We start from the raw sequence: 22193 nt of genomic DNA, 5'->3' as shown, positions 1-22193 counted from the left end.
AATGACTGACATCCTTGACATCGCACGCGAAAAGGCCCTGGAAAACGGCGAGGGCCTGAACCAGGAGGAGCTCGTCCAGATCCTCAACATCGAGGACGAGCGCCTGCCCGAGCTGCTCGACCTGGCGCACCAGGTGCGCATCAAGCACTGCGGCGTGGACGTCTCGCTCGAGGGCATCATTTCCCTGAAGACGGGCGGCTGCCCCGAGGACTGCCACTTCTGCTCCCAGTCCGGCCTGTTCGAATCCCCGGTGCGCGCCGTGACCCTGGACATCAACGAGCTGGTCGAGGCCGCCAAGCAGTCCGAGAAGATGGGAGCTTCCGAGTTCTGCATCGTCGCCGCCGTGAAGGGCCCGACCCAGCAGCTGCTCGACCAGGTCGCCGAGGCCGTTACCGCCATCCAGGACGAGGTGGACATCTCGATTTCCGCCTCTCTGGGCATCCTCACCCGAGACCAGGCCCGCCAGCTGGCCAAGATGGGCGTGTCCCGCTACAACCACAACTTCGAAACCGCGGAGTCCTTCTTCCCCAACGTGGTGACCACCCACACATGGCAGGAGCGCAAGGACACCCTGGAAAACGTGCTGGCCGAGGGCATGGAGACCTGCTGCGGCGGCATCATCGGCCTGGGCGAGACCATCGAGCAGCGCGCCGAGTTCGCAGTGCAGCTCGCGGAGATCCAGCCGCACGAGGTGCCGATGAACTTCCTCGACCCGCGCCCGGGCACCCCGTTCGCCGACCGACCGCTGGTCCCGCAGGGCGAGGCGCTGCGCGCCGTCGCAGCGTTCCGCCTGGCCATGCCGTCCACCCAGTTGCGCTTCGCGGGCGGCACCGAGCTCGCGCTTGGCGACGACGGCACCGAAGCCGGCCTCATGGGCGGCGCCAACGCGATCATCGGCGGCAACTACCTGACCACCTTCGGCCGCCCGATGGAGAAGGACCGCGACGCCGTGGACCGCGTGATGGAAGGCGCGACGCCGGGCGTGAACCTGGGCATCACCCCAGTGGGCGAGAAGGTCAACTCCGGCCACGGCGTTCTCTACGACACCATCAAGTCGCTGTAATCTTTCGCCAGGTTCCGCTAGGTTTTTCCGCGCATGAAGATTCCCGACAACACCGATCTCGCCGATGCCGTTTTGTCCGGCGAGATCGCCTGGCCGCTCGACCCGGCCCGCCCCTACGATGCCCCGCGCATCTGCCCGCTGTGCCAACGCCGCATGGTGGTGAAAATTTCGCCGATGGCGTGGGAGGCGGCCTGCTCTCGCCACGGGCTGCTGCGCTCCGAGTGGGTGGAGCGGTAAGGGGCGGTTTCGGGCCCCGGTGGCGGCCTAGATGCTTACTTCAGGATGCTTACCGGGCCCAGATGCTTACCCCAGGATGCTTACTTCTCGAGTGTGGTCGGCGGTTGTGGAGCGCGCCACTCGAGAAGTAAGCATCCTTGAGTAAGCATCCTCGGAATGGGGGCCGGAGGTAGGGCCGGAATGGGGCCGGGAGCGGCGTCTGAATGGTGGGGCCGGAATGGGGCCGGGCCGGAGAGCGGCAGCGACCATTGCCGTCAGCGCCAGCCGCGGGCCGCGACGACGAAGCCCTCGGCCAACGTTTCGCCGGTGCGGGTGAGATGGTCGTCGTGGCGCAGCAGCTCCGCTTCGACCGTGGCACCATCGTGGCCGCCGTTTGTCGCCCACTGGCCGGCCACCTCCGGGGAGCACTCCGGGTGAAACTGCACTGAGACGATCGACCCCAGCCGCATGGCCTGAATCGGGCAGCGCTCGCTTGATGCCAGCAGCGTCGCGCCGGGAGGGAGCGTGACTACCGCGTCGTGGTGGGATTGCTCGACCACCAGGGATGGACCGAGTGGGCCGAGCAGGGGATCGTCCACGCCGGCGTCGGTCAACGTCACCGGGGTGGCGCCTTCCTCGTTTTGCGTAGCTAGGCCGACGGAAACTTCGCCGCCGAAACAGTCGGCGATGATCTGGTGTCCCAAACAAATCCCGAGGACGGGCGTGCCCGATTCGAAGGCGCTGCGGAGCAACTCGTGCACTGCCGGCAGCCAGGGCGAGGCGTGCGTGTCCAACGCATCTGCGCGTCCGCCGAGGAGGATGAGGGGGTCACCGGAGGCGTCGATAGGCAATGGCTCCCTGAGATCGACGGTGCGCAGGGTCGCGCCGGCGCGCTCGAGCCACGGGCCGAGGCGTTGCAGCGGCGCGAAGGAATCGGGCTGCAAGACGGTGATGCGCATGGCTAGAGGTCGAAGGATGCTGCGCGGAGAATGTCCGGCGTAATGGGGACCTTGCCTTTTCCTTCCTTATCGCGCTTCACGATGAGCTTGGCCGCGGCGATCTGGCTCCGGGAAAACTCCGGCTTCGGAGGTTGAATTTCTCTAGCTTTGGATCGGGCTGTCATCGCTGCTCCTCAAAAGGCGTGTTGGGATTTCGGAACACGGCGGTCAAGATCGCGTCGATTACCTCGTGCTGGTCGGCAGGGATTTCCGACTGTCTGTCGATGGAATCGAGAATAGCAATCCCCGCCTCAACTTCACGCTCGCTCGAGGCGTTGCACATGTCAGTCGCCCAGCGAAGCATCGTGTGCCACTCCTTAACGCGGTCCAGCTTTTGCGAGTTATCGAGTGTCTGCGAAACCCCGAGCCAAGCAATGCAAGCAGCTCCAAGAGGCCCGATGATGCGAGACGCGAAGTCGAGCACCATCCAGGCTTCTTCGGCCGAACGTGTCGCATTACTGACAGCAAATCCGAGAGAAACAGCAACTGCGAGCGCTGTAAGCAACCAAGGTCTGTCTGATTTTGTAAGAGCCAACGTGTACTCCTTCTGTGGACGGCTTTAAAGAGTTAGACGCGCCCGCACCGCCCCCGGTTCCCTCCCCGCACCGGCCCACTACTATGAACTCCATGCAACGTGTGCTTTCCGGAATCCAGCCCACCGCCGACTCCTACCACCTGGGTAACTACCTCGGTGCCCTGAAGCAGTGGATCGACCTGCAGGACGGCTACGACGCCTTCTACTTCATCCCGGACTTGCACGCCATCACCGTGGACCAGGACCCCGAGGAGCTGCGCCACCGCACCCTCGCCGGCTGCGCCCAGCTGATCGCGCTCGGCATCGACCCGGAGCGCTCCACCTTGTTCGTGCAGTCGCACGTGCCCGAGCACGCCGAGCTGACCTGGGTGCTGCAGTGCCTGACCGGCTTCGGCGAGGCCAGCCGTATGACGCAGTTCAAGGACAAGTCCGCCAAGCAGGGCCAGGACCGCACCTCCGTGGGGCTGTTCACCTACCCGGTGCTTATGGCCGCGGATATCCTCCTGTACTCCCCGCAGCTTGTGCCGGTGGGCGAGGACCAGCGCCAGCACCTGGAGCTGACCCGCAACCTGGCGGAGCGCTTCAACTCCCGCTACGGCAAGACCTTCACCGTGCCGGAGGGCATGATCGTTGAGGGTGCGGCGAAGATCTACGACCTGCAGGATCCCACCTCGAAGATGTCCAAGTCGGGTGCGAACCCGAAGGGCATTGTCAACCTGCTCGACGAGCCGAAGACGTCCGCAAAGCGCATCCGCTCCGCCGTCACCGACAACGACGGCGTGATCGCCTACGACAAGGAAAACAAGCCCGGCGTGTCCAACCTGCTGGTCATCCAGTCGGCGCTGACGGGCAAGCCTATCGACGACATCGTCGCCGGCTACGAGGGACAGGGCTACGGCGCGCTCAAGGTCGACACCGCAGAAGCACTCGAAGCGTTCACCACGCCGCTTCGCGCCCGTTACGACGAGCTGATGTCCGACCGCGGCGAGCTCGAAGCCATCCTGGCCCGCGGTGCCGAACGCGCCCGTGAGATTGCGGCCCCGCTGCTGGCGGATGTTTACGAGAAGGTCGGCTTCCTCGCCCCGAAGCGCTAGGGGCTCGCGGCGGGGCCGGGGTCCGCTTCCGGCGTAGCCTCAGCGCTTCGCTCGTGCGGCCCGCAGGCCGTTCAAGATGACGATGACTTCAGCGACCTCGTGAACCAACACGACCGCAGCCAGGCCCAGCACGCCGCTGATCGCAAGCGGCATCAACACGATGATGATGGCCAGAGACAGCACGATGTTCTGGTTGATGATCCTGCTGCCTCGGCGGGCGTGCTGCAGCGCTTGCGGGATCAGTCGGAGGTCGTGGCCGGTGAAGGCGACGTCAGCGGAATCGATCGCGGCGTCAGAGCCGGTCGCTCCCATTGCTATGCCCACCGTCGCGCCCGCCAGTGCCGGCGCGTCGTTGATGCCGTCGCCGATCATCGCCGTCGGTGTCTTGGAGGAAAATTCGGCGACGATGCTTGCCTTGTCCTCAGGGCGCAGCTCGGCGCGCACGTCGTCGATTCCGGCGATTTCAGCCAGCGCCCGGGCGGTGCGAGTGTTGTCGCCGGTGAGCATGCTCACTTCCACATCGTTGGCGCGCAGGGTCTGCACGGCTTCGGGAACCTCGGGACGCAGCTCGTCGCGGACACCGATCGCTCCGGCGAGAGCGTCATCGACGGTGACTAGGACGCAGGTCTGGCCTTCGGACTCCATGCGCTCAACGTCTGCCTTCAGTGGCCCGGCGTCGATCCACCGGGGGCTGCCGACCAGCACCCGTCGGCCTTCGACGGTGCCGCTGATGCCGTGCCCGGTTTCCTCGCTGATGTCCTGGGCGGCGGGCGCTTCGGGCCCCGCTGCCGCGATCGCCGCGGCGAGGGGGTGCGTCGATTGCTGCTCAACTGCCGCCGCGAAAGTAAGCACCTGCGCCCGATCGAACCCGTCTGCCGGGACCACGCCGGTAACCTCGGGCTGGTTGCGGGTGAGGGTTCCGGTCTTGTCCACCGCCAGGTGACGGATGCCGCCGAGCCGCTCGAACGCCGCGCCAGACTTGATGACCACGCCGAACTGGCTGGCCGCGCCGATCGCGGCCACGACCGTCAGCGGCACGGAGATTGCCAGCGCGCACGGCGACGCTGCGACCAGAACCACCAACGCACGGGTGATCCACGTCTCGGGGTCGCCCAGCAGCGAGCCGATCACGCCGACTAGCACCGCCAGGATCATCACCCCGGGCACTAGGGGTTGGGCAATCCGGTCGGCGATCCGGGCGCGGTCGCCCTTTTCCGCCTGCGCCTGCTCGACCAGGTCCACGAGTGTGGTCAGCGAGTTGTCCGTTCCAGCTGCGGTCGTCTGGACTTCCAGCACACCGGCGGAGTTGATCGCTCCCGCGGGCACCTCGTCGCCGGGCGCAACCTCCTCCGGAATGGATTCTCCGGTGATCGCTGAGGTGTCAAGGCTGGAGCGCCCAGACCGAATGATGCCGTCCGTGGCGATCCGCTCTCCGGGGCGCACGAGCATAAGCTCGCCAGTCACGAGGTCCTTCGCTGCGACCTCGACCGACGTGCCGTCGCGCAGCACCGTCGCGGTCTGCGGTACCAACTTCAACAGTGCCCGCAGCCCGCCCTGCGCCCGGTCCATCGCCTTGTCTTCCAGCGCCTCGGCGATCGAGTACAGGAACGCTAGCGCCGCGGCCTCTCCGACGTAACCGAGGATTACCGCGCCGACCGCGCTGATTGTCATCAGCAAACCAATGCCGAGCTTGCGCTTCGTGACAAGGTTCCGGATCGCGCCGGGCGCGAACGTATACGCCCCGAGCAGCAGGCCGACCCAGAACAGTACTGTCGCGGGTGTCGCTAGCCCGGACCAGCCCAGCGCCAGGCCTATGCAGAGGGCTACGCCGGAGAAGATCGGCAGCAGCAACTCGGGGTCCTTCCACCATGGCCGATCGAGCTCTTCGATCTCCGTGGCGGGGTCGTGTTCGCATCCACACGCCGAGCTCATGCGTCCTCTCCCTTCTCGCCGCAGCCGGGCACCGAGCACTCAGGGTCGATGCACGGGGCGTTTTCGTCGACAGCCAACGTCGCGTTCACCAGCGCGTTGAGCGCTGCCGCGAGGTGCGGATCGGCGATTTCGTAGCGTGTCTTGCGGCCCTCCGGCTCGGCAACGACGATGCCGCAGTCACGCAGGCAGGTCAGGTGGTTCGAGACGTTTGAGCGGGTCAGGCCCAGGTCGCGCGAGAGTACGGCCGGGTAGCTCGGGCCATCGAGTAGTGTCATCAGGATTCTGGAACGCGTCGGATCCGCCATGGCCCGGCCGAGCCGGTTCATAACGTCGAGGCGCGAAGCAATAGTCAGCATGAGCTGAACTATACAGCATGTGCTGAACTGACGAAAGGTGCGAAGGGCCTGCCGACGCCCCGACCCCGCGCCGCCCCGCCATCGCACAGCCTCCTCTACGATGTGTTTGGTAAATGACACATAGTTGAAGGGACGTCGATGGCTACCTCGACCGCGCCGCGCAAGGCGTACACCGACGAACACGGCATTGAGCGTGCCTCGAAGCAGCAGAAGGGCGGCTTTGAGGCGAAGGTGGAGAAGAAGTCTCCCGCCGCCGGCCACGTGCTGCGCATGAACGACCGCTTCGGGGCGCAGGGCGGCAACCAGATGGCCGCCGGCATCACCTACTTCTCGGTGCTGGCGCTGTTCCCGCTGCTGATGCTGGTCTTCGCGGGACTCGGCTTCTTCCTCAACGCCCGCCCAGATCTGATGGACGACATCCAAAACCAGATCGCCAACTCCCTGGACGGGGATCTGGGCGACATGGTCAACGAGCTGGTCGAGACCGCCATCGACCAGCGCGGCGCCGTGGCCGGCATCGGCCTGCTCACCACCCTGTGGTCCGGCCTGGGGTGGATGAACAACCTGCGCGTCGGCGTGTCCGCGATGTGGAAGGTGGACGCAAATGAGGGCGGCAACTTCGTGACCAAGAAGCTCGCGGACCTGGTCGGCCTGATCGTGCTGATCGTGCTGTTCCTGGTCGCCGCGGCGGTGACCGCGGTGGGCCTGTCCAGCTGGACCAGCACCGCCATGGACCGCCTGGGCATCGGCGATTTCCCGGGCTCCCGCGCGGTGGTGTGGGTTGTCGGCTTCCTGGTCAGCGTCTTGGCCAGCTTCCTGGTCATGCTGTGGGTGAACATGTACATGCCGCGCACGAAGGTCCCGGCGAAGTCCGGTCTGAAGGGCGCGCTGCTCGGCGCGGTCATCTTCGCCATCCTGCAGCAGTTCGCCGGCCTGGTCATTTCCTCGGCCACCGGCAACCCGGCGGGTGCGATCTTCGGCCCGATCATCACCCTGATGGTCATGCTGTACCTGATTTGGCGCGTGGTGCTCTACGTCGCGGCGTGGACTGCCACCACCGACGAGTCGCTCGCGATGGCGCCGGCGGAGGTGCCGGAGCCGGCCGTGATCAACGTCCGCGCGGGTGCGGTTCGCGGCAGGGACGAGTCCAACGCCTCCGGCAAGGCGCTGGGGGTCGGCGCGGCGCTGGGCGCTATCGGCGTCGGCGTGGTTTCTCTGCTGTCCCGAGACTAAACGCGGTGGCCAGCGCGGCAAGCGCGAGCACGGCCACCACAATCAGGTAGGACCACCAGCGGTTCCAGGTCGTCTCCTCCCCAGCCTGCTCAGGCGCAGCTTCGGGGGTGGGGGCGGCCATTGTCGTTTCGGGGGTCTTTTCGCTCAGGGGCTCAAGCTTTGCGACGGAGCTTCGCACCCCATACGCCTCGTGCAGAAGCATCTGCGCCTGCTCCCAGGGGCGGTGGTCGTAGGCCGACGTGTCCAGCACAACCGCCACGAGACGGCGGCCCTCGTGGTTCACGGCGCCGACGAACGTGTGGTTCGCGTCGTCGGTGTAGCCGGTCTTGCCACCGATGCCGTCCGGGTCGTTGAGGTAGAGCTGGTTGTCGTTCCACAGTTCGAACGGCGGCAGGTCGTCGAAGCCGGGGAAGGTGGTGTGCTCCGTGTCCACGATGCGGGTGAAGGTGGGGTCGGCAAACGCCGCGGTGTAGGCCAGGCCCATGTCCCAGGCGGAGGTGGACATGCCAGCGCCGTCTAGGCCGGAATACGACGTCGCGCGGGTGTCCGACATGCCGAGCTTCTTGGCCAGCGCATTGACCTTGCCCAGCGCCAGCTCGTCGCCGCCGAGGGCCTGGGCGAGCGCGTGTGCGCAGTCGTTGCCCGAGGACAGCAGCAGGCCGGTGAGCAGGTCTTCGACGGTGTAGTCGCCGCCCTCGCCGATGCCGGCGGCGGAGCCTTCCTGGCCGGCGGATTCCGCGGAGACCGGGACCTTCTGGTCCAGCGGCAGCTCGTCGATCACGGTCAGCGCGAGCAGCACCTTGATGATGGAGGCGGGCCGGTAGCGCCCGTGCGGGTCTTTCATCGCCACCACGTCGCCGGAATCTAGGTCGGCCACCAGCCAGGAGGAGGCGACCACGCCGTCGGGGACCTGGTAGCCGTCGGCTGCGGTGATGCCGCAGGGGCCGTCGAAAAGCACGGGCAGCGGGGAAGGGGAGGACGCGGCGCGCTCGGAGGTGGACACCGGCTCCGGCGGCCACGTGGCCTGCGGGCAGTTGTCGGTGTCGGGGGCGCGGCCGCGGCTGGGCGGGATCCAGTTGCCGCCCTCGTCGTAGTAGCCGACGGTCGGGCCGGCCGAGGAGGTGGCTTCGGTCGGGGTTTCGGCGTCTTGGGCGTGAGCTGCCGTCGCAAAGCAAAAGCTCAATGCTGTGGCAGCTGCGAGCGCACGCTTCATCTAGGAATCCTTCTGGTCGTAGCGGGCCGCGAGCCGCTCGATGAGCTCGTCGGTGAGGACCTCGTCGGAGAGAATGATATCCAGCATGTCGGCGTGCATCGCCTCCGTCTCGGCCGGGTCCGGCTCCTCCGCGGCCTCGTCCTCGTAGGAATCGCCGGCCAAATCCACGCCGATGCTGTCGAAGAGGCTCTCGTCTTCCGCAGCTTCCTGCGGCGTGGTGCCCACGGCCTCCGCCAGCACCTCAGCGTCGATGGCGGGGAACTGGGTAGTGAACTCGGTGAGGAAATCGTCCGCGTCGCTGACCGCCTCCGCCGGGCGCTTGCCCTTGCGGATCTCCGCCTCGATGCGCCGCTGCAGCGCCTTTTCCATCTGCCGGTGGCGCCAGGAACGCACCCGCGTCGGCTCCAGCCCGCGGGCCACGGCGCGGGACTTGTTCTCCGCCTTCTTGGCCAGGTGCGCCACCTGGGTGGCCGTCATGTTCACGGTGGTGTTCACCGGCGCGAACTCGGAGTCCGTGGAGATGCGCCAGTTGCCCCAGTAGCCGGCGAGGAACAACGCGAAGCTGACCACGGGGCCGATGACCATTCCGAGCGCCGGGTAGCCGGTGGCGTTGCCCACCAGCATGATCACCGCGCACGCTACCGCAGGGATGACGGTGGGCTGGTTGCCGCCGAACACGCTGGGTTCGCGGCCCGTGACCACGTCGCGGATCATGCCGCCGCCGGTGGCGGTGAACACGCCCATCATGATCGTGGGCAAAACCGGCAGGCCGTACTGGATGGCCTTGGAGGCGCCGGTGGCCGCCCACAGGGAGGACACCAGCGCGTCGCCGTGGGACTGCAATAGTTCCCACGCTTTGCCCTTGAAGTAGGTGAACCGGGCGATCAGCGCGCCGGTAAACGCCAGGATCAGGTACTCCGGCTGGCTCATCGCGGCGACGGTGCCCTCGTTGATCAGCACGTCGCGCAACATGCCGCCGCCGAGGGCGGAGAGCATCGCGATGAAGAAGAAGCCCACGATGTCGTAGCCGAGCTGGCGTGCCAGGGTGCCGCCGATGATGCCCATCAGTAGCACGCCGGAGACGTCCATCCAGTGATAGATGGAGCTGATGAGGGGGTCGACCTGGTCCACTGCCATAGCTGGAAATTGTAAAGGTGGCACGTTTGTCGGGCATGTTGGGATGCCCAGGGGCAACGGCGAAGCGGTTTAGAACTTGGAGAAACGCTTGATCAGCTGGTTTTCCATCTCGGTCCACGCCTCCGCTTTATCGGTGAACGGCGCGGACGGCACGTAGCCTGCGGCGCGGGTGGAGCCCAGCATGTACGCCAGGTAGTCCTGCATGCGTGGGTTGGCCAGAAGCAGGGAGTTCAGCGAATCATCGTTCGCCCAGTCCGCGGCGTCCGCGAGCAGCTCGTAAGCCTTGGACATCTGTGCGGTGTCCACCGCGTCGGTGCCCTTGTTGATGTCGGCTGCGATGCCGTTGAAGGAGTAGGAGTTGTCCGGGTGGACCTCCACCTTCAGCTCGCCGGCGTTGGCGGTGTCGATGAGGTCCTGCCAGGTGGACACGCCAGCCAGGTCGTGGTCGTCGTTTTCCAGGATCCAGCGGCCCAGGTGCTTGGTGGACGGGAAGGTGATGATCTCGCCGTACTTGCCCAAGAACACCGGGGCGCCGCGCAGGTAGGTGCGCAGCGTGTACACGCTCTGGCCCTGGATGGAGACCTTCACCGGGTCGATGCCGGCGCGGCCCCACGCGGAGGAGTCGTACGGGTCTTCCGCGGCAGCGCGGGCCTCCTCGTCCGCGCGCGCCTGCTCGGCGGCAGCGGCGCGGGCTTCGGTGGCGGCGGCGATGGCGGTGCCTGCGGCTGCGACGCGCTCGGCATCGAGCTCTTGCGTATCGACGACACGGACAGACTCGTCCAACGACTTGACCACATTCTCCCAGTTCGCCAGCACCACACGGCCGACACCGGACCACTCGGACAGGCCGTTTTCGCCCGCGTAGTGGTCAGAGCCGCGGCTGACGTTGCCCAGGATGGAGTGGGAGGCGAAGAAAATCTGCGCCTGCTCCGCGGAGGCGACGTCCGCCAGGGAGCGGGAGATCTGGAACACGCGCGACAGGCGCGAGACGTTTTCGTGGCTCGGGCGGCCGGCCAGGAACTCGGGTGCGCCGATGATGTCGAAGTACTGCTTGTCGTTGGGCACCACGCGGTCGTCGCCCTGGGCCTGGAACTCCTGCCACTTTGGGTGGTCCGCCAGGTCGTGGGCGTTGGTCGTTTCCAGGTAGGCCAGGAGCTCCTCGGGGGAGTGGAAGGCCAGCACGGCTTGGTCGTCGCCGAGGAAGGCCTGCCACTCGCTGCCCTTTTCTTTCCAGGTGGGTGCCCACAGGGTGTAGAAGTCGCCCTCGGTCAGGGAGATCTTGACGGGGAGAATCGCGCGCGTAGTCATGCGGGAAACTTTAGCCGGTCGGCCTCCAGAATCCGCGGAAGGTCATGCCCAGATTCTCTGTGCGCACCGGGTTCATCTGCACGGGGCTGCCCGCCTCGATCATCATCCCGTCACCCGCGTACATGGCGGCGTGCCCGGACCACAGCACCAGATCCCCCGGCTGCAACTCTTGATACGACACCTGCCTGCCTACGGCCTGGTCCGCGGCGACGCGCGGGATTTCCAGACCCGCCTGCTGGTACGCCCAGGAGGTCAACCCGGAGCAGTCGAAGCCGCCGGGTGCGGCCCCGCCCCACACGTACGGGGTTCCGATCTGGCTTTTCGCGGCTTCGACGGCGGCTGCGCCGACAGCGGATCCCGACTCTTGCGCCGGAGCAGGTACCGGCGGTGGGGCAGCCGCTGCAGCAGGTTCCGGCGGTGGTGGCGGGGCGACGGCGGAGGCCGGTTTCACCGCCGGCGGCGCGGGTGCAGGCGCCGCTTCGGCAGCAGGCGCGACCAGGGAGGCGAGGCGCTGCAACTCCCCGTGGGCTTTCTCGGTCGCCGGGCCGGCGCCGGGCATGACGCGGTCTGACGCTGCGGAAGTGGCGGAGGTGAGCGTGTCCGCGATTTGGCGAAGTTCTTTTTCCAGTGCATCAAGCACTTTCATGGCGTCAGCGATGGCGTCGGCGATGATTCCGGCCACGTAGGCGGCGGCGCCGATGAGGCCCGCTGGCGAGGCGGCGATCGCGGGCGCCGCCACCGCCTTGTTGACGAGCCCTCCGGCAATGGTGGCCAGATCAAAGGCGGCGCTGCCAATCAGCACACCGCCGCGCAGCACCCCGTCGCTGATCGTTGCGCGGTAGTCCGCCAGGTCTGCCGCGGCGCCGACGCGCGATGCCCCGGACGTGTTGGCCACGGCGGCCAGCGGGTCGAAATCCTTGAAGTCCGGCATGCTGAAGCCCGGCAGGGTGGGCAGATCAAAGGGCAAAAGTCTTGCCAGCATGCTGGCTGTGCCGTGGACGTCCAGGCTGGCGCCGCCCGGGCCGGCGAAACGGTGCAACAGGTCGATTGCGCTACCAACGTCGGTCTTCAGGGGGCTCATAGCGTCGCCCCCAGTTTCTGGCAGGTGCAGGCGTCAACGGCCGCGGCGGCGTCGACCGCCAGGTCCATCGCCTCTGCGATGCGGTGGGCCTCGGCGCGCAGCGCCTCAGCGTCCGTGTTCGCTTTGGCGATGGACTCGGTCACCGCGGCGCTGAATTCGCCGAGGGGCCAGGTGCGGGGCACGGAGACGTCGTTAAGCAATTGCAAACGTGCTGCGTCGTCGCGCAGCGAATCGGTCATGGCGGATACGGCGGCGGAATCAATGTGAAAAACAGTCATGGCCATTGGACGCTGAAACCACCGTCCCGGTTCCCTCGGGGCGCAAAAAATTTCCGCGCCCCGCGGAGTGAACTAGCATGAGCCGCATGGATATCACGGTTGTCAACCACCCCCTTGCCGCATCCCGCCTGACCATCATGCGCGACAAGCGCTCCAACAACGCGGCGTTCCGTGCGGCGCTGGCGGACCTGGGCGCGATGCTCATCTACGAAGCGGCGCGCGGCCTCAAGGTGGAGGAGTTCGACACCGAAACCCCCGTCGCCACCGCCCGCGGCGCGCGCCTTGCCACCCCGCCGATCATCGTGCCGATCATCCGCGCGGGCCTGGGCATGGTCGACCCGGCGCTGTCGATGATCCCGGACGCGCAGGTGGGCTTCATCGGGCTTGCGCGCGACGAAACTACCCACGAGCCGGTGCCCTACCTGGAGGCCCTGCCGCAGGACCTGTCGGGCCAGCCCGTGTTCCTGGTGGACCCGATGCTGGCCACCGGCGGCTCGTTGCTGCACGCCATCGACCTGCTGGTTGAGCGCGGCGCGGACGACATCACGTGCATCTGCATGGTTTCTGCGCAGCCGGGCGTAGACAGGCTGGAGGCCCACGGCGGACCGGTGCGCCTGGTCACCGCCACCATCGACCCGTCGCTCAACGAGGACGCCTACATCGTCCCTGGTCTGGGCGACGCGGGCGATCGTCTCTACGGCCCGCGCAACATCGAGCTTTAAGCTTGTCGACGTTCCTCCGGTAGCGCCGCCGTCAATCCCGCGCTACATTGCGTGGCGTAACTGGTTGACCGCTTTGGGGAGCGCCGACAAATACGGGGGAAAGACCATGGGGGAAGTACTGCCGCAATCGCACTGGGCGAGCTACGCACTCGGGCTGGGGGAGCGCGTGCGCGCCATCCGGCTCATGCGGGGCTTGAGCCAAACACGCCTGGCGGAGCTGGCGGGCGTGTCGCGCTCGCTGATCTCGAATCTGGAGCGCAACGACTACAACTCCAAGGTGGCCGACCCCACCTTGAGCACGTGCTACCGGCTCGCCTCCGCGCTGCAGGTGCCGCCGGCGGCGCTGCTGCCCGGCGCGGCGGAAAACGTCGAGGGCTGTTTCCTGATGTCTGAGGCGTCTGGGATGGATGCCCCGGCGCCGATCCGGTTCCAGTGGCCGCGCAGCGCGCAGGACACCGCCAGGTTCCACGACACGTACCTGCGCCGCGGCGCGCCGCAGGGTACGCCGGCGTTCTAGCGGCCCGTGGTCTAGCGGTCGGCGTCGAGCACCAGGCCGTCGGCGTTGATGTCGACCTTGATGTCGCGCCACTCAATTTCCCAGTAGCCGTTGTCCCACTCGACCTCGGCCTCGCCGTTGCGGGCGGCGGCGAGTGCGGCTTCGACGTCCGCCTCGCTTACGCCCTCTTCGGCCATCTCCGCGCGGGTCTCCTGGGAGTAGTCGGTCTCATGTGAGCCACCGTAACAACACCTTCCGCACCGCTTTGTCTACTTTGCGGCAGGTGCGCGTACACTCTTGTCAGCAAAACCCGATAACCGAAGATGACAAAAAAAGGGGAGCGCACGTGGATAACGCCGGTATCGCCGCTGCGGTGGATCGCTGGTTCAGCGAAAACCAGGAACGCGTGATCGGCTGGCGCCGCCACATCCACTCCCACCCGGAGCTGTCCAACGAGGAGGTCTCCACCACCGATTTTCTGGCGGAGACGCTGGAGAGCTACGGCTTGCACCCGGTGCGTTTCCCGGGCACCGGCCTGTACGTGGACCTCGGTCCAGCAGAGGGCAAGCGCCTGGCGTTCCGGGCGGACATCGACGCGCTGCGGGTTCCGGAGCAGACGGGCTTGAGTTTCGCATCGGCCAACCCGGGCGTGTCCCACTCCTGCGGCCACGATATCCACACCAGCGTCGCCTTGGCGCTCGCCTGCGCGCTGTCCACGGTGGAGTTGGAGCACCCGGTGCGCATCATCTTCCAGCCCGCGGAGGAGGTCATGGGCGGCGGCGCCCTGGACGTGATCAAGTGGGGCGGGCTCGAGGGTGTTGCCGCGATTTACGCTGTGCACGCTGAGCCGCACATCAAGGTCGGCGAGATCGGCGTGCGCACCGGTGCGATCACCTCGGCGTCCGACGTCATCCGCATCGAGGTCCACGGCCCCGGCGGGCACACCTCCCGCCCGCAGCTGACCGCGGACGTGGTCTACGCCATGGGCGCGCTTATCACCCAGCTGCCGGGGCTGTTGTCACGCCGGGTGGACCCGCGCACGGGAACGGTGTTGGTGTTCGGGCATGCGGAGGCGGGCGACGCCGCCAACGCGATTCCGAAGCGGGGCCTTATCGAGGGCACGCTGCGCACCGCAGACATCACCACCTGGCGCGAGATCGAGGACCTGCTCACAGACCTCATCGACCTGGTTGTCGCGCCGACGGGCTGCACCTACCACCTGGACTACATCCGTGGGGTGCCGCCTGTGCTTAACGACGATGCCGCGACAGCGCTGGCCGTCGAGGCAGCGCGCGCGGTGGACCCGCAGTCGGTGGTGTCCGCCCCGCAATCCAGCGGCGGGGAAGACTTCTCCTGGTACCTTGAGCACGTGCCTGGTGCGATGATGCGCCTCGGCGCCTGGAGTGGGGAGGGCGATTACCAGGATCTGCACCAGGGCAATTTGAACGTGGACGAGCGCGCGCTCGGCGCCGGCGTTCGCCTGTTCGGCTCCATCGTGGAGGAGTACTTCCGCCCGGGCGAAGAATAGATGTTCTCTGGGTAGACTGTCTCCCAGTTTGGTTCCCTGTCACCCGACCCATGAGGAGTGCTGTTTTGTCCAAGAAGATCGTCATCATCGGTGGAGGCCCGGGCGGCTACGAGGCTGCGCTGATGGCGTCCAAGTACGGTGCGGACATCACCATTGTCGAGGACAGCGGCGCGGGCGGCTCAGCGATCCGGAAGGACGTCGTGCCGTCGAAAAGCTTTATTGCGGGCGCGAACATCAAAAACGACCTGCGCCGCGCGGACGACATGGGACTGAGCCACGCGCTCGGGGATTCGAAGCTGTCGCTGTTGGCGCTCAATGAGCGCGTGAAGTCGCTCGCCGGCAAGCAGTCGGACGACATCCGCGCGCAGCTGGAGCAGGGCGGCGTGCGCTTCATCGAGGGCCGCGCCCGCTTCGCGGACGAGCAGAAGGGCCACACCACCCACAACATCGAGGTCGAGGCTGCGGACGGGTCGACGGAGACCATCACCTGCAACATGGTGCTCGTGTGCGTCGGCGCGAGCCCGCGCGTGCTCAAGGGCGCGGAGCCGGACGGCGAGCGCATCCTCAACTGGCGCCAGATGTACGACCTGAAGGACCTGCCCACCCACCTGATCGTGGTTGGCTCCGGTGTCACCGGCGCGGAGTTCGTCTCCGCGTTCGCCGAGCTCGGCGTGAAGGTGACCATGGTGGCCTCGCGCGACCGCATTCTGCCTCACGACGACGCCGACGCCGCCGATGTGCTCGAGGACGTGCTGGCGGACCGCGGCGTGCAGCTGGAAAAGGACGCCCGCGTGGAGCGCGTGGAAAACACCGGCGACGGCGTGGTCGTGCACACCACCGACGGCCGCGCCATCGAGGGCTCGCACGTGATGATGTCCATCGGCTCCATCCCGAACACCGCCGACCTCAATCTGGAGGCCGCGGGCGTGGAGGTCACCCCGTCCGGTCACATCCACGTCGACCGCGTCTCCCGCACTAACGTTTCCGGCATCTACGCCGCCGGCGACTGCACCGACCTGATGCCGCTGGCGTCCGTGGCCGCGCAGCAGGGCCGCATCGCGGTGGACCACGCGCTCGGCGAGGGTGTCACCCCGATCCGCCTGAAGACGGTGGGCAACGCCGTGTTTACCCGCCCGGAGATCGCCGCAGTCGGCGTGACGGAGCAGCAGATCCGCGACGGTGAGGTCGACGCGGACATTTACAAGCTGCCGCTGGCGACCAACCCGCGTGCGAAGATGCGCTCGCTGCAGTACGGCTTTGTCAAGATCTTCGCCCGCAAGGGCTCCGGCCAGGTGCTCGGCGGCGTGATCGTCGCGCCGACCGCCTCCGAGCTGATCCTGTCGCTGACCATCGCCGTGGCCAACAACCTCACCGTGCGCCAGCTCGCCGGCTCCATGGCGGTCTACCCGTCGCTGTCCGGCTCCATCACCGAGGCAGCGCGCCGCCTGGTCACCAACACCGATCTGGATTAGGCGCTACCAGGCAGGAAACGCCCGTTGCGGGCAGTTTGTGCGCGGGCAGGCGGCGCACCCCGGCCCGATCGGCATTGCCGAGGCCGGGTCCACATCGAGCCCGTACGGTCTATCTCATCGCGCGCAAGCTTCACGACGTCATCACCTCCGATCGCCGTATGATGTCGGCGATCGCGGGCAACGATTGGACGGCCGAGCGCCAAAGGCGCGCGGAGCGCTCCTACCGCGAACAGGACTAATTCGAGTATCCGTCTGAAGAGGAGAACACATGGAAACCGCAGCCATCACCGAGTGGACTTTCGTCGCGGAGACGCCCATCCCCGATGACGTCGCCACCATGCTCGTGCCCGGCGAGCAGGCCGTCGCTGCCTTCAAGACCTTCCGCGACAGCGCCATCTTCACCACCCACCGCCTCATCGTCCGCGACGCGCAGGGCATCCGCGGCAAGAAGGTGGAGGTCTACTCGCTGCCGTACTCGGCCATCAACATGTGGTCCACCGAGAACGCCGGCACGCTCGACTTCAACGCGGAGATCGAGCTGTGGACCCGCGCCGGCAAGGTCAAGATCAAAATCGGCCGTGACCTCGACGTGCGCCGCATCGACATGCTGATCAGCCAGGCCGTGTTGGGGGCGAAGTAGCGCGGCGGCTCGGGGAAACCGCCAGCTACGCCTCCGGGGCAGAGGCTGCGGTGAGGCGGAGGCGGCGCAAGGAATTGCCTACGTTAGGCCCTCCTTTAGCCGGTTGCTACGCGGACCAAACTGGTTGCTGACACGCGAAGAGTTGGTGGGAAAGTCGACGAAGCGTGGATTGCTTCGCCAAAACTGCAGCGTCTCCGATTACAGCATTGCGTAAATTCGCGGAAGATCAAACTTTGTAACCAACCCGAGAAGATTGCCACTCTGGTGGCCTGTGTCGCTTACCAAAACGCAATCACTTTGATACTCAGGGCTGGTGAACAGTTCCAAGAGTCTCGCTATCGAGTCGGTGGGGCGCACGAATCGCGGATTTTCGCCACTCTCTACTGAGCCCAGGACCTCCTGTACTTCTGCTACACCGAGAAGAATGTCCCCGGAAGTATCCGCAGCGTCTGCAACCCAGCGTGCGATCCCATTGGTTGTGAGGAGTGAGATGTAGCGGCCATTCTCGAAGACAGGAAGCTGAGAATAGTTTTTTTCCACTATTGTCTTGAGAACCCGGTGAATTTCGTCGCTAGTAAAGCAATGCTCGGGCTGGACCATGACTTCTTTCACACGGACGGGATTAGCCATCTTGTTAAGGAGTTTCTGAGCTGTGTTCAGGACCCAGTCGGACGGAACGACGACAGCCTGGCCACTATTGCGTGGAGAGTGCTGAATGATATTGCGCGTTTCTCTCAGCACATCAAAATCGCTGCTGTGCTTGGAGACAACGGGATGCCGCTGTTCTTCCGCGTACTTGAGTGCCTCGCCGAAGTTCCTGAATTTGATTCCGTACCGATCTGCTAGTAGCCGTTGGATTTCCTCCACGTGGTTTATAAATCGATCGGTGTTGTGGAGACCACTGGCGAAAAGCGTCTTTGATCCGTTCTCGTGCACGAAGTGGATAGTACCTTGACGCCCGTGCCGGGTGGGCGTGTTGGAATGAGCCTCAATACCTCGCGCAGCTTGGTTTCTTAGCCGCGACGGCTGAACGGCGACCAAACCTTCTTTGGGGGTCAGAGACTGCTCGGTAGCCGTCCCTGAAAATGCTTCAGCGCTGTCACGAAATCTGGCCTATCAGATAAATCGACCCGAGAGTAGGCACCAATGCCTCGCCGAGCGCACCGTCGCCCCGTCCCACAAGATCAACGGCCATGGGCTTTTCCTCTGCGCCTCGCCGAGACGGTGCCGATGGAGCGGACGGCAAGGGCGTCCGCACGCCTCGCTCCCTGAGCCGCCGCGACCTGCTTCGTGCAGAGGCGGCGATGCCGTTTATATGCGCAGCGTGGAGCGTGGCGTCGTGTTCGGCGCCGGTCAGCCGGGGCGACGCGGAACCGACCACATCCGCTCCCGTCAGTCCGACGCCCGAGACAAGTGCGCTGGAGTTTGCGGCCCGCGGACGTCGTGAAGCGTTACTTCAACGCGGGGGGCCCGTGACTGAGGGCTGGGCCTGCCGGGAAACGTGCGGACGGTTGATCCGAACCCGAAGACGATCGCCCTCACCTTCGACGCCTGCGGCGGGCCGCAAGGCTCGCGTGTCGACGGCCCTCCTCGCCACCCTCCAGGAGCTGGCGGTGCCGGTGACGCTGTTCTGGAACAAGCGCTGGATCGATGCCAACCCGGACTGGACGCGGCAGATCGCGGTCAACCCGCTGTTTCAGATTGAGAACCACGGGACGCTGCGCAAGCCGCTGTCGGTGAACGGCCGCTCGGCCTACGGAATTGCGGGGACGGCGTGCTCTTGCCTTTCCGTTCTTCACCTAAAACCCACCCAGCAGACCACCTATACCCCTAACGCGTTGAACGCCCCCAGGATTTGCTTCTCGGCCTCCAAAATCGCGATTTCGTGACGCAGCCGGGTGGCCTCCTCCCGGGCCGTTGTCTTCGCGGAAGCGGAGGAAGATTCCTCAGCGCCGGTGCGCGACCGCGCAGCGCGGTGCAGTCCAGTCTGGTTCACGGTGGGCACTCCTTTCACCTATTGGGCGCCGCTGTGGTTACGTGAAATTCGCCGAACCAGGCTTCCCGAGGCTGCCCGGACGCCTCCAGCTCTCCTCCCGCGCAACCTGGAACTAACCCCTCCCGACCACTCCAACTTTACTAAGCTCTCCCGAGGACGCTGACAAGAAAAAGGGAACCTGACGTGGCACGACTGAACCTCAAGGCGATTGAAGAACGCATCAAGCCCCTCGCTGGGCGCGAGCACTATGACCGCGAGATCATCTTCGATCTCCTCCTCGCCTATGGTCGGTCGAAAGGCAACGTGACTCGCCTGCGCAACGGTTCCCTGAACGTGGCCGACGACCCGCATCGCGAGGTGGCGCAGAAGAACGTCGTCTACTTCCGCGAGGCCGAGGGCGACCTGTTGCACGAGCTCGAGCAGCTGCGCGTTTCGCCCACGGTGGTGAAGTTCAGCCCGCGCTTCGTCATCGTCACGGACTACGAAAACGTCATCGCCTTCGACTCGAAGACGGCGGAGAACCGCACCTTCGCGCTGCGCGAGATCGACCAGCACTTTACCTTCTTCCTCCCCTGGGCGGGTATGGAGAAGGCCCAGTACACCGCGGAGTCGCACGCCGACGTCAAGGCGGCGGAGAAGATGGGCAAGCTTTTCGACGAGCTTGCCTCCGCCAACCCCGGGCTCCTCGACGACCCGTCTAACCGCCACGGCCTCAACGTCTTCTTCACGCGCCTGCTGTTCTGCTACTTCGCGGAGGACACGGGCATCTTCGCCGAGAATCAGTTCACCAATGCGGTGGGCTCGCACACGCTTGACGACGGCTCCGACACCGCCGACTTCATCAGAGATCTCTTCGCGGCCCTCGACGAGGCGGACCCGGCGAACAAGCCCGCGCACCTGGCGGACTTCCCCTACGTCAACGGCCGTCTCTTCCGCACGGACTCCCACCTGACGGTCCCGCGCTTTTCCGCGAAGGCGCGCGAAATGCTCATTGAGCTGGGCACCCAGATCTGGCTGGACATCAACCCGGACATCTTCGGCTCGATGTTCCAGGCCATTGTCACCCCGGGAAAGCGCTCCAACTTGGGCCAGCACTACACCTCGGTGCCCAACATCTTGAAGACGATCGAGCCGCTCTTCCTCGACGAGCTGAAGGAGGAGTTCGAGGCGGCTTTTGACAAACCGAAGCAGCTGCAGCAGCTGCTGGAGCGCATCGCGCGCATCAAGGTGTTCGACCCGGCGTGTGGGTCGGGCAACTTCCTGGTTATCGCCTACAAGGAGCTACGCCGCCTGGAGCACGCAATCCTGCAGCGCCAGTCCGAGCTCGGGGCTAACGACGCCCTATTCAACGAATCGGCCATCAACATCGAAAACTTCTACGGCATCGAAATCGACGGCTTCGCCGTCGAGGTGGCCATCCTCTCGCTGTGGATTGCCAAGCACCAGATGAACCGCGAGTTCCAGCAGCTGTTCGACGTAGCTATCCCGCTGATCCCGCTGAAGGAGACCGGCCAGATCGGAGCCCGTAACGCCGCGCGCATCGACTGGAACGAGGTGTGCCCGAACAACGGAACTGATGAGATTTACCTGATCGGGAACCCGCCGTACGTGGGCTCGAGCATGCAGACGGAAGAACAAAAGGATGATTTCGGGTTCGTTTTTGGCAATCGGAAATTCTCCAGAAATCTTGACTACATTTCGCTCTGGTTTGTAAAGGGCGCAGACTACGTACGAGGAACTCGCTCACAGCTCGCTTTTGTTACGACGAACTCTGTTGCGCAAGGAGACCACGTCGGCCTGATGTTTCCCACGGTTCTAACGGGCGGGGTAGAGATCGGATACGCTTACACGTCTTTTAAATGGGAAAATAACGCGAAGCACAATGCTGGGGTGACGGTTGCGGTGATTGGGCTACGGAATACATCGTCCGAGCCGAAATGGATCTACAACGGCGATCTGCGGCTCCCAGCTAAAAGCATCAATGGGTATCTTGTCGACGGGCCCAACATTTATTTCTCAAGAAGGAGCCAGAATCTGAGCAAACTTCCTTCGATGGTCAGGGGGTCGCAGCCCTCCGATGGTGGGAACCTCATCTTCACTCGCGACGAGAAGGTTCAAACAGAAGCACTCGAAAAGGCCGCTGCACCATATTTTCGGCGCTATATGGGGGCTTCGGAATTCATAAACGACAAGGAAAGGTATTGCCTCTGGGTGGAGCTCACAGACACGGGCACCGTTGAGTCATTCCCAAGTCTCGCTACCCGCATTGAGAACATCCGACGGTTCCGAAAAAGCCGCAATGACAAGGCGACTCGAGAATGCGCAAACTGGCCACTCCGCTTTAAGCAACCTGCCTACAAACCCACCGACTCCATCATCGTCCCCAGGGTCTCTTCCGAGCGCCGTGACTACATCCCGATGGGTTATCTCGGACCTGAAACGGTAATTTCAGATGCCGCCTTCGCCGTCTACGACGCTGAGCCGTGGCTGTTCGGCCTCCTCACCTCGCGTATGCACATGGTGTGGGCGCGGGCTGTGGGCGGCAAGATGAAGACGGATTACCGCTACTCCAACACCATCGTCTACAACAACTTCCCGGTTCGGGCACTGTCGGACGTCGAAAAGCAAAAGCTCACGGAGAAAGCCCTGCGGGTTTTGGACGTGCGTGAGTACCACTGCGAGAAGACGCTGGCGCAGCTCTACGATCCCGACCTGATGCCCGCGAACCTGCGGGAGGCGCACGAGGACATCGACCGCTTCGTGGACGGGCTGTATTCCAAACGTCCGTACGAAACGGATGAGGACCGCTTGTCGGACCTCTTTGCTAAGTATGAGGAGATGATCGCCGCGGAGGAAGCGGCGAAACCGGCAAAGCGGTCACGGAAGAAGGCTTAA

At 65.2% G+C, this 22193-nt stretch carries 24 protein-coding genes; 11 read left to right on the top strand and 13 right to left on the bottom strand.

Annotation, left to right across the window (positions count from 1 at the left end; translation table 11 throughout):
* Position 1: 1 nt before the first annotated feature.
* Together bioB and bsaP are read left to right on the top strand one after the other, a co-directional pair.
* Positions 2–1063, top strand: coding sequence for a biotin synthase BioB (gene bioB, locus O5O53_RS00835; RefSeq protein ID WP_181889892.1), 1062 nt, complete (start codon positions 2–4; stop codon positions 1061–1063).
* 33 nt (positions 1064–1096) lie between these two features.
* Complete coding sequence (bsaP, locus tag O5O53_RS00830) at positions 1097–1300, top strand: biotin synthase auxiliary protein BsaP (protein ID WP_239307277.1); 204 nt, start codon at positions 1097–1099, stop codon at positions 1298–1300.
* A gap of 254 nt (positions 1301–1554) precedes the next feature.
* Here the strand turns inward: bsaP and O5O53_RS00825 are convergent, their stop codons facing one another.
* Genes O5O53_RS00825 through O5O53_RS00815 form a run of 3 tightly spaced genes read right to left on the bottom strand, consistent with a single transcriptional unit; the run spans position 1555 to position 2812 of the window.
* Positions 1555–2238 (bottom strand): type 1 glutamine amidotransferase, encoded by a 684-nt coding sequence (locus O5O53_RS00825; RefSeq protein WP_269508180.1) that lies wholly within the window; start codon positions 2236–2238, stop codon positions 1555–1557.
* Positions 2239–2240: 2 nt separating this feature from the next.
* A complete protein-coding gene (locus tag O5O53_RS00820) occupies positions 2241–2402 on the bottom strand; it encodes an RNA helicase (RefSeq protein ID WP_269508177.1) in 162 nt (53 codons plus the stop codon).
* On the bottom strand, positions 2399–2812 hold the full coding sequence (locus tag O5O53_RS00815; RefSeq protein ID WP_143339012.1) for a hypothetical protein: 414 nt from the start codon (positions 2810–2812) through the stop codon (positions 2399–2401). The genes O5O53_RS00820 and O5O53_RS00815 overlap by 4 nt, the downstream gene beginning before the upstream one ends.
* A gap of 83 nt (positions 2813–2895) precedes the next feature.
* Here O5O53_RS00815 and trpS point away from each other — a divergent pair, with 83 nt between their 5' ends.
* On the top strand, positions 2896–3906 hold the full coding sequence (gene trpS, locus O5O53_RS00810; RefSeq protein ID WP_269508173.1) for a tryptophan--tRNA ligase: 1011 nt from the start codon (positions 2896–2898) through the stop codon (positions 3904–3906).
* 39 nt (positions 3907–3945) lie between these two features.
* On the opposite strand, the gene O5O53_RS00805 is transcribed toward trpS, so the two are convergent.
* Positions 3946–5838 carry a heavy metal translocating P-type ATPase gene (locus O5O53_RS00805; protein WP_269508170.1) on the bottom strand — a complete coding sequence of 631 codons (1893 nt, stop codon included), beginning with the start codon at positions 5836–5838 and terminating at the stop codon, positions 3946–3948.
* Complete coding sequence (gene cmtR / locus O5O53_RS00800; RefSeq protein ID WP_005291009.1) at positions 5835–6194, bottom strand: Cd(II)/Pb(II)-sensing metalloregulatory transcriptional regulator CmtR; 360 nt, start codon at positions 6192–6194, stop codon at positions 5835–5837. The genes O5O53_RS00805 and cmtR overlap by 4 nt, the downstream gene beginning before the upstream one ends.
* Positions 6195–6332: 138 nt before the next feature.
* On the opposite strand from cmtR, the gene O5O53_RS00795 reads away from it, so the two are divergent.
* Positions 6333–7427, top strand: a complete 1095-nt coding sequence (locus tag O5O53_RS00795) for a YhjD/YihY/BrkB family envelope integrity protein (protein ID WP_269508167.1) — start codon at positions 6333–6335, stop codon at positions 7425–7427.
* Here the strand turns inward: O5O53_RS00795 and O5O53_RS00790 are convergent.
* The 5 genes from O5O53_RS00790 to O5O53_RS00770 all read right to left on the bottom strand — a co-directional run bounded on the left by O5O53_RS00790 (position 7387) and on the right by O5O53_RS00770 (position 12444).
* Positions 7387–8640: a D-alanyl-D-alanine carboxypeptidase family protein gene (locus O5O53_RS00790; protein WP_269508165.1), complete on the bottom strand. Its 1254-nt coding sequence runs from the start codon at positions 8638–8640 to the stop codon at positions 7387–7389. The two genes, O5O53_RS00795 and O5O53_RS00790, sit on opposite strands and share 41 nt — an antisense overlap.
* The gene (locus O5O53_RS00785; RefSeq protein WP_269508163.1) at positions 8641–9777 is read right to left on the bottom strand and encodes a trimeric intracellular cation channel family protein; all 1137 of its coding nucleotides are present in this window, start codon (positions 9775–9777) and stop codon (positions 8641–8643) included. It abuts the gene before it with no gap.
* A 69-nt stretch (positions 9778–9846) separates the two neighbouring features.
* Entirely contained in the window at positions 9847–11085 is a 1239-nt protein-coding gene (locus O5O53_RS00780) for a SatS C-terminal domain-containing protein (RefSeq protein ID WP_269508160.1), read from the bottom strand.
* A gap of 10 nt (positions 11086–11095) precedes the next feature.
* Positions 11096–12166 (bottom strand): C40 family peptidase, encoded by a 1071-nt coding sequence (locus tag O5O53_RS00775; protein ID WP_269508157.1) that lies wholly within the window; start codon positions 12164–12166, stop codon positions 11096–11098.
* Positions 12163–12444, bottom strand: coding sequence for a hypothetical protein (locus tag O5O53_RS00770; protein WP_269508155.1), 282 nt, complete (start codon positions 12442–12444; stop codon positions 12163–12165). The genes O5O53_RS00775 and O5O53_RS00770 overlap by 4 nt, the downstream gene beginning before the upstream one ends.
* 86 nt (positions 12445–12530) lie before the next feature.
* Here O5O53_RS00770 and upp point away from each other — a divergent pair, with 86 nt between their 5' ends.
* Positions 12531–13166, top strand: a complete 636-nt coding sequence (gene upp / locus O5O53_RS00765; protein ID WP_239357046.1) for a uracil phosphoribosyltransferase — start codon at positions 12531–12533, stop codon at positions 13164–13166.
* Between the two features lie 106 nt (positions 13167–13272).
* On the top strand, positions 13273–13683 hold the full coding sequence (locus tag O5O53_RS00760; protein ID WP_239357045.1) for a helix-turn-helix domain-containing protein: 411 nt from the start codon (positions 13273–13275) through the stop codon (positions 13681–13683).
* 11 nt (positions 13684–13694) lie between these two features.
* Here O5O53_RS00760 and O5O53_RS00755 read toward each other — a convergent pair whose 3' ends face one another.
* Positions 13695–13859 carry a hypothetical protein gene (locus O5O53_RS00755; protein ID WP_269508153.1) on the bottom strand — a complete coding sequence of 55 codons (165 nt, stop codon included), beginning with the start codon at positions 13857–13859 and terminating at the stop codon, positions 13695–13697.
* Between the two features lie 149 nt (positions 13860–14008).
* Between O5O53_RS00755 and O5O53_RS00750 the strand changes: the two genes are divergently transcribed.
* Together O5O53_RS00750 and O5O53_RS00745 are read left to right on the top strand one after the other, a co-directional pair.
* The gene (locus tag O5O53_RS00750) at positions 14009–15190 is read left to right on the top strand and encodes an amidohydrolase (RefSeq protein ID WP_269508150.1); all 1182 of its coding nucleotides are present in this window, start codon (positions 14009–14011) and stop codon (positions 15188–15190) included.
* Positions 15191–15255: 65 nt separating this feature from the next.
* Positions 15256–16662, top strand: a complete 1407-nt coding sequence (locus tag O5O53_RS00745) for an NAD(P)H-quinone dehydrogenase (RefSeq protein ID WP_370642116.1) — start codon at positions 15256–15258, stop codon at positions 16660–16662.
* Positions 16663–16665: 3 nt separating this feature from the next.
* On the opposite strand, the gene O5O53_RS00740 is transcribed toward O5O53_RS00745, so the two are convergent.
* Complete coding sequence (locus tag O5O53_RS00740) at positions 16666–16755, bottom strand: short-chain fatty acyl-CoA regulator family protein (RefSeq protein WP_437177828.1); 90 nt, start codon at positions 16753–16755, stop codon at positions 16666–16668.
* Positions 16756–16930: 175 nt separating this feature from the next.
* Here O5O53_RS00740 and O5O53_RS00735 point away from each other — a divergent pair, with 175 nt between their 5' ends.
* A complete protein-coding gene (locus O5O53_RS00735) occupies positions 16931–17302 on the top strand; it encodes a PH domain-containing protein (RefSeq protein ID WP_269508147.1) in 372 nt (123 codons plus the stop codon).
* 198 nt (positions 17303–17500) lie between these two features.
* Here the strand turns inward: O5O53_RS00735 and O5O53_RS11660 are convergent, their stop codons facing one another.
* Positions 17501–18238, bottom strand: coding sequence for a CBS domain-containing protein (locus O5O53_RS11660; RefSeq protein ID WP_269508144.1), 738 nt, complete (start codon positions 18236–18238; stop codon positions 17501–17503).
* Between the two features lie 638 nt (positions 18239–18876).
* Between O5O53_RS11660 and O5O53_RS11655 the strand changes: the two genes are divergently transcribed.
* Both O5O53_RS11655 and O5O53_RS00720 read left to right on the top strand, forming a co-directional pair.
* Positions 18877–19191 carry a polysaccharide deacetylase family protein gene (locus tag O5O53_RS11655; RefSeq protein ID WP_269508141.1) on the top strand — a complete coding sequence of 105 codons (315 nt, stop codon included), beginning with the start codon at positions 18877–18879 and terminating at the stop codon, positions 19189–19191.
* 290 nt (positions 19192–19481) lie between these two features.
* Positions 19482–22193, top strand: a complete 2712-nt coding sequence (locus O5O53_RS00720; protein WP_269508138.1) for a DNA methyltransferase — start codon at positions 19482–19484, stop codon at positions 22191–22193.

The sequence above is a fragment of the Corynebacterium faecium genome (assembly GCF_027257105.1).
Taxonomy (GTDB): domain Bacteria; phylum Actinomycetota; class Actinomycetes; order Mycobacteriales; family Mycobacteriaceae; genus Corynebacterium; species Corynebacterium lehmanniae.
This window is presented reverse-complemented; position numbering and strand designations above follow the sequence as displayed.

Bases quoted from the DNA above. Each gene is read 5' to 3' on its own strand.
- bioB (WP_181889892.1), top strand. From the start codon at position 2: ATGACTGACATCCTTGACATCGCACGCGAAAAGGCCCTGGAAAACGGC.
- O5O53_RS00735 (WP_269508147.1), top strand. From the start codon at position 16,931: ATGGAAACCGCAGCCATCACCGAGTGGACTTTCGTCGCGGAGACGCCC.
- trpS (WP_269508173.1), top strand. From the start codon at position 2,896: ATGAACTCCATGCAACGTGTGCTTTCCGGAATCCAGCCCACCGCCGAC.
- cmtR (WP_005291009.1), bottom strand. From the start codon at position 6,194: ATGCTGACTATTGCTTCGCGCCTCGACGTTATGAACCGGCTCGGCCGG.
- O5O53_RS00795 (WP_269508167.1), top strand. From the start codon at position 6,333: ATGGCTACCTCGACCGCGCCGCGCAAGGCGTACACCGACGAACACGGC.
- O5O53_RS00825 (WP_269508180.1), bottom strand. From the start codon at position 2,238: ATGCGCATCACCGTCTTGCAGCCCGATTCCTTCGCGCCGCTGCAACGC.
- upp (WP_239357046.1), top strand. From the start codon at position 12,531: ATGGATATCACGGTTGTCAACCACCCCCTTGCCGCATCCCGCCTGACC.
- O5O53_RS00790 (WP_269508165.1), bottom strand. From the start codon at position 8,640: ATGAAGCGTGCGCTCGCAGCTGCCACAGCATTGAGCTTTTGCTTTGCG.
- bsaP (WP_239307277.1), top strand. From the start codon at position 1,097: ATGAAGATTCCCGACAACACCGATCTCGCCGATGCCGTTTTGTCCGGC.
- O5O53_RS00770 (WP_269508155.1), bottom strand. From the start codon at position 12,444: ATGACTGTTTTTCACATTGATTCCGCCGCCGTATCCGCCATGACCGAT.
- O5O53_RS00760 (WP_239357045.1), top strand. From the start codon at position 13,273: ATGGGGGAAGTACTGCCGCAATCGCACTGGGCGAGCTACGCACTCGGG.
- O5O53_RS00805 (WP_269508170.1), bottom strand. From the start codon at position 5,838: ATGAGCTCGGCGTGTGGATGCGAACACGACCCCGCCACGGAGATCGAA.
- O5O53_RS00785 (WP_269508163.1), bottom strand. From the start codon at position 9,777: ATGGCAGTGGACCAGGTCGACCCCCTCATCAGCTCCATCTATCACTGG.
- O5O53_RS00775 (WP_269508157.1), bottom strand. From the start codon at position 12,166: ATGAGCCCCCTGAAGACCGACGTTGGTAGCGCAATCGACCTGTTGCAC.
- O5O53_RS00780 (WP_269508160.1), bottom strand. From the start codon at position 11,085: ATGACTACGCGCGCGATTCTCCCCGTCAAGATCTCCCTGACCGAGGGC.
- O5O53_RS00820 (WP_269508177.1), bottom strand. From the start codon at position 2,402: ATGACAGCCCGATCCAAAGCTAGAGAAATTCAACCTCCGAAGCCGGAG.
- O5O53_RS00755 (WP_269508153.1), bottom strand. From the start codon at position 13,859: ATGGCCGAAGAGGGCGTAAGCGAGGCGGACGTCGAAGCCGCACTCGCC.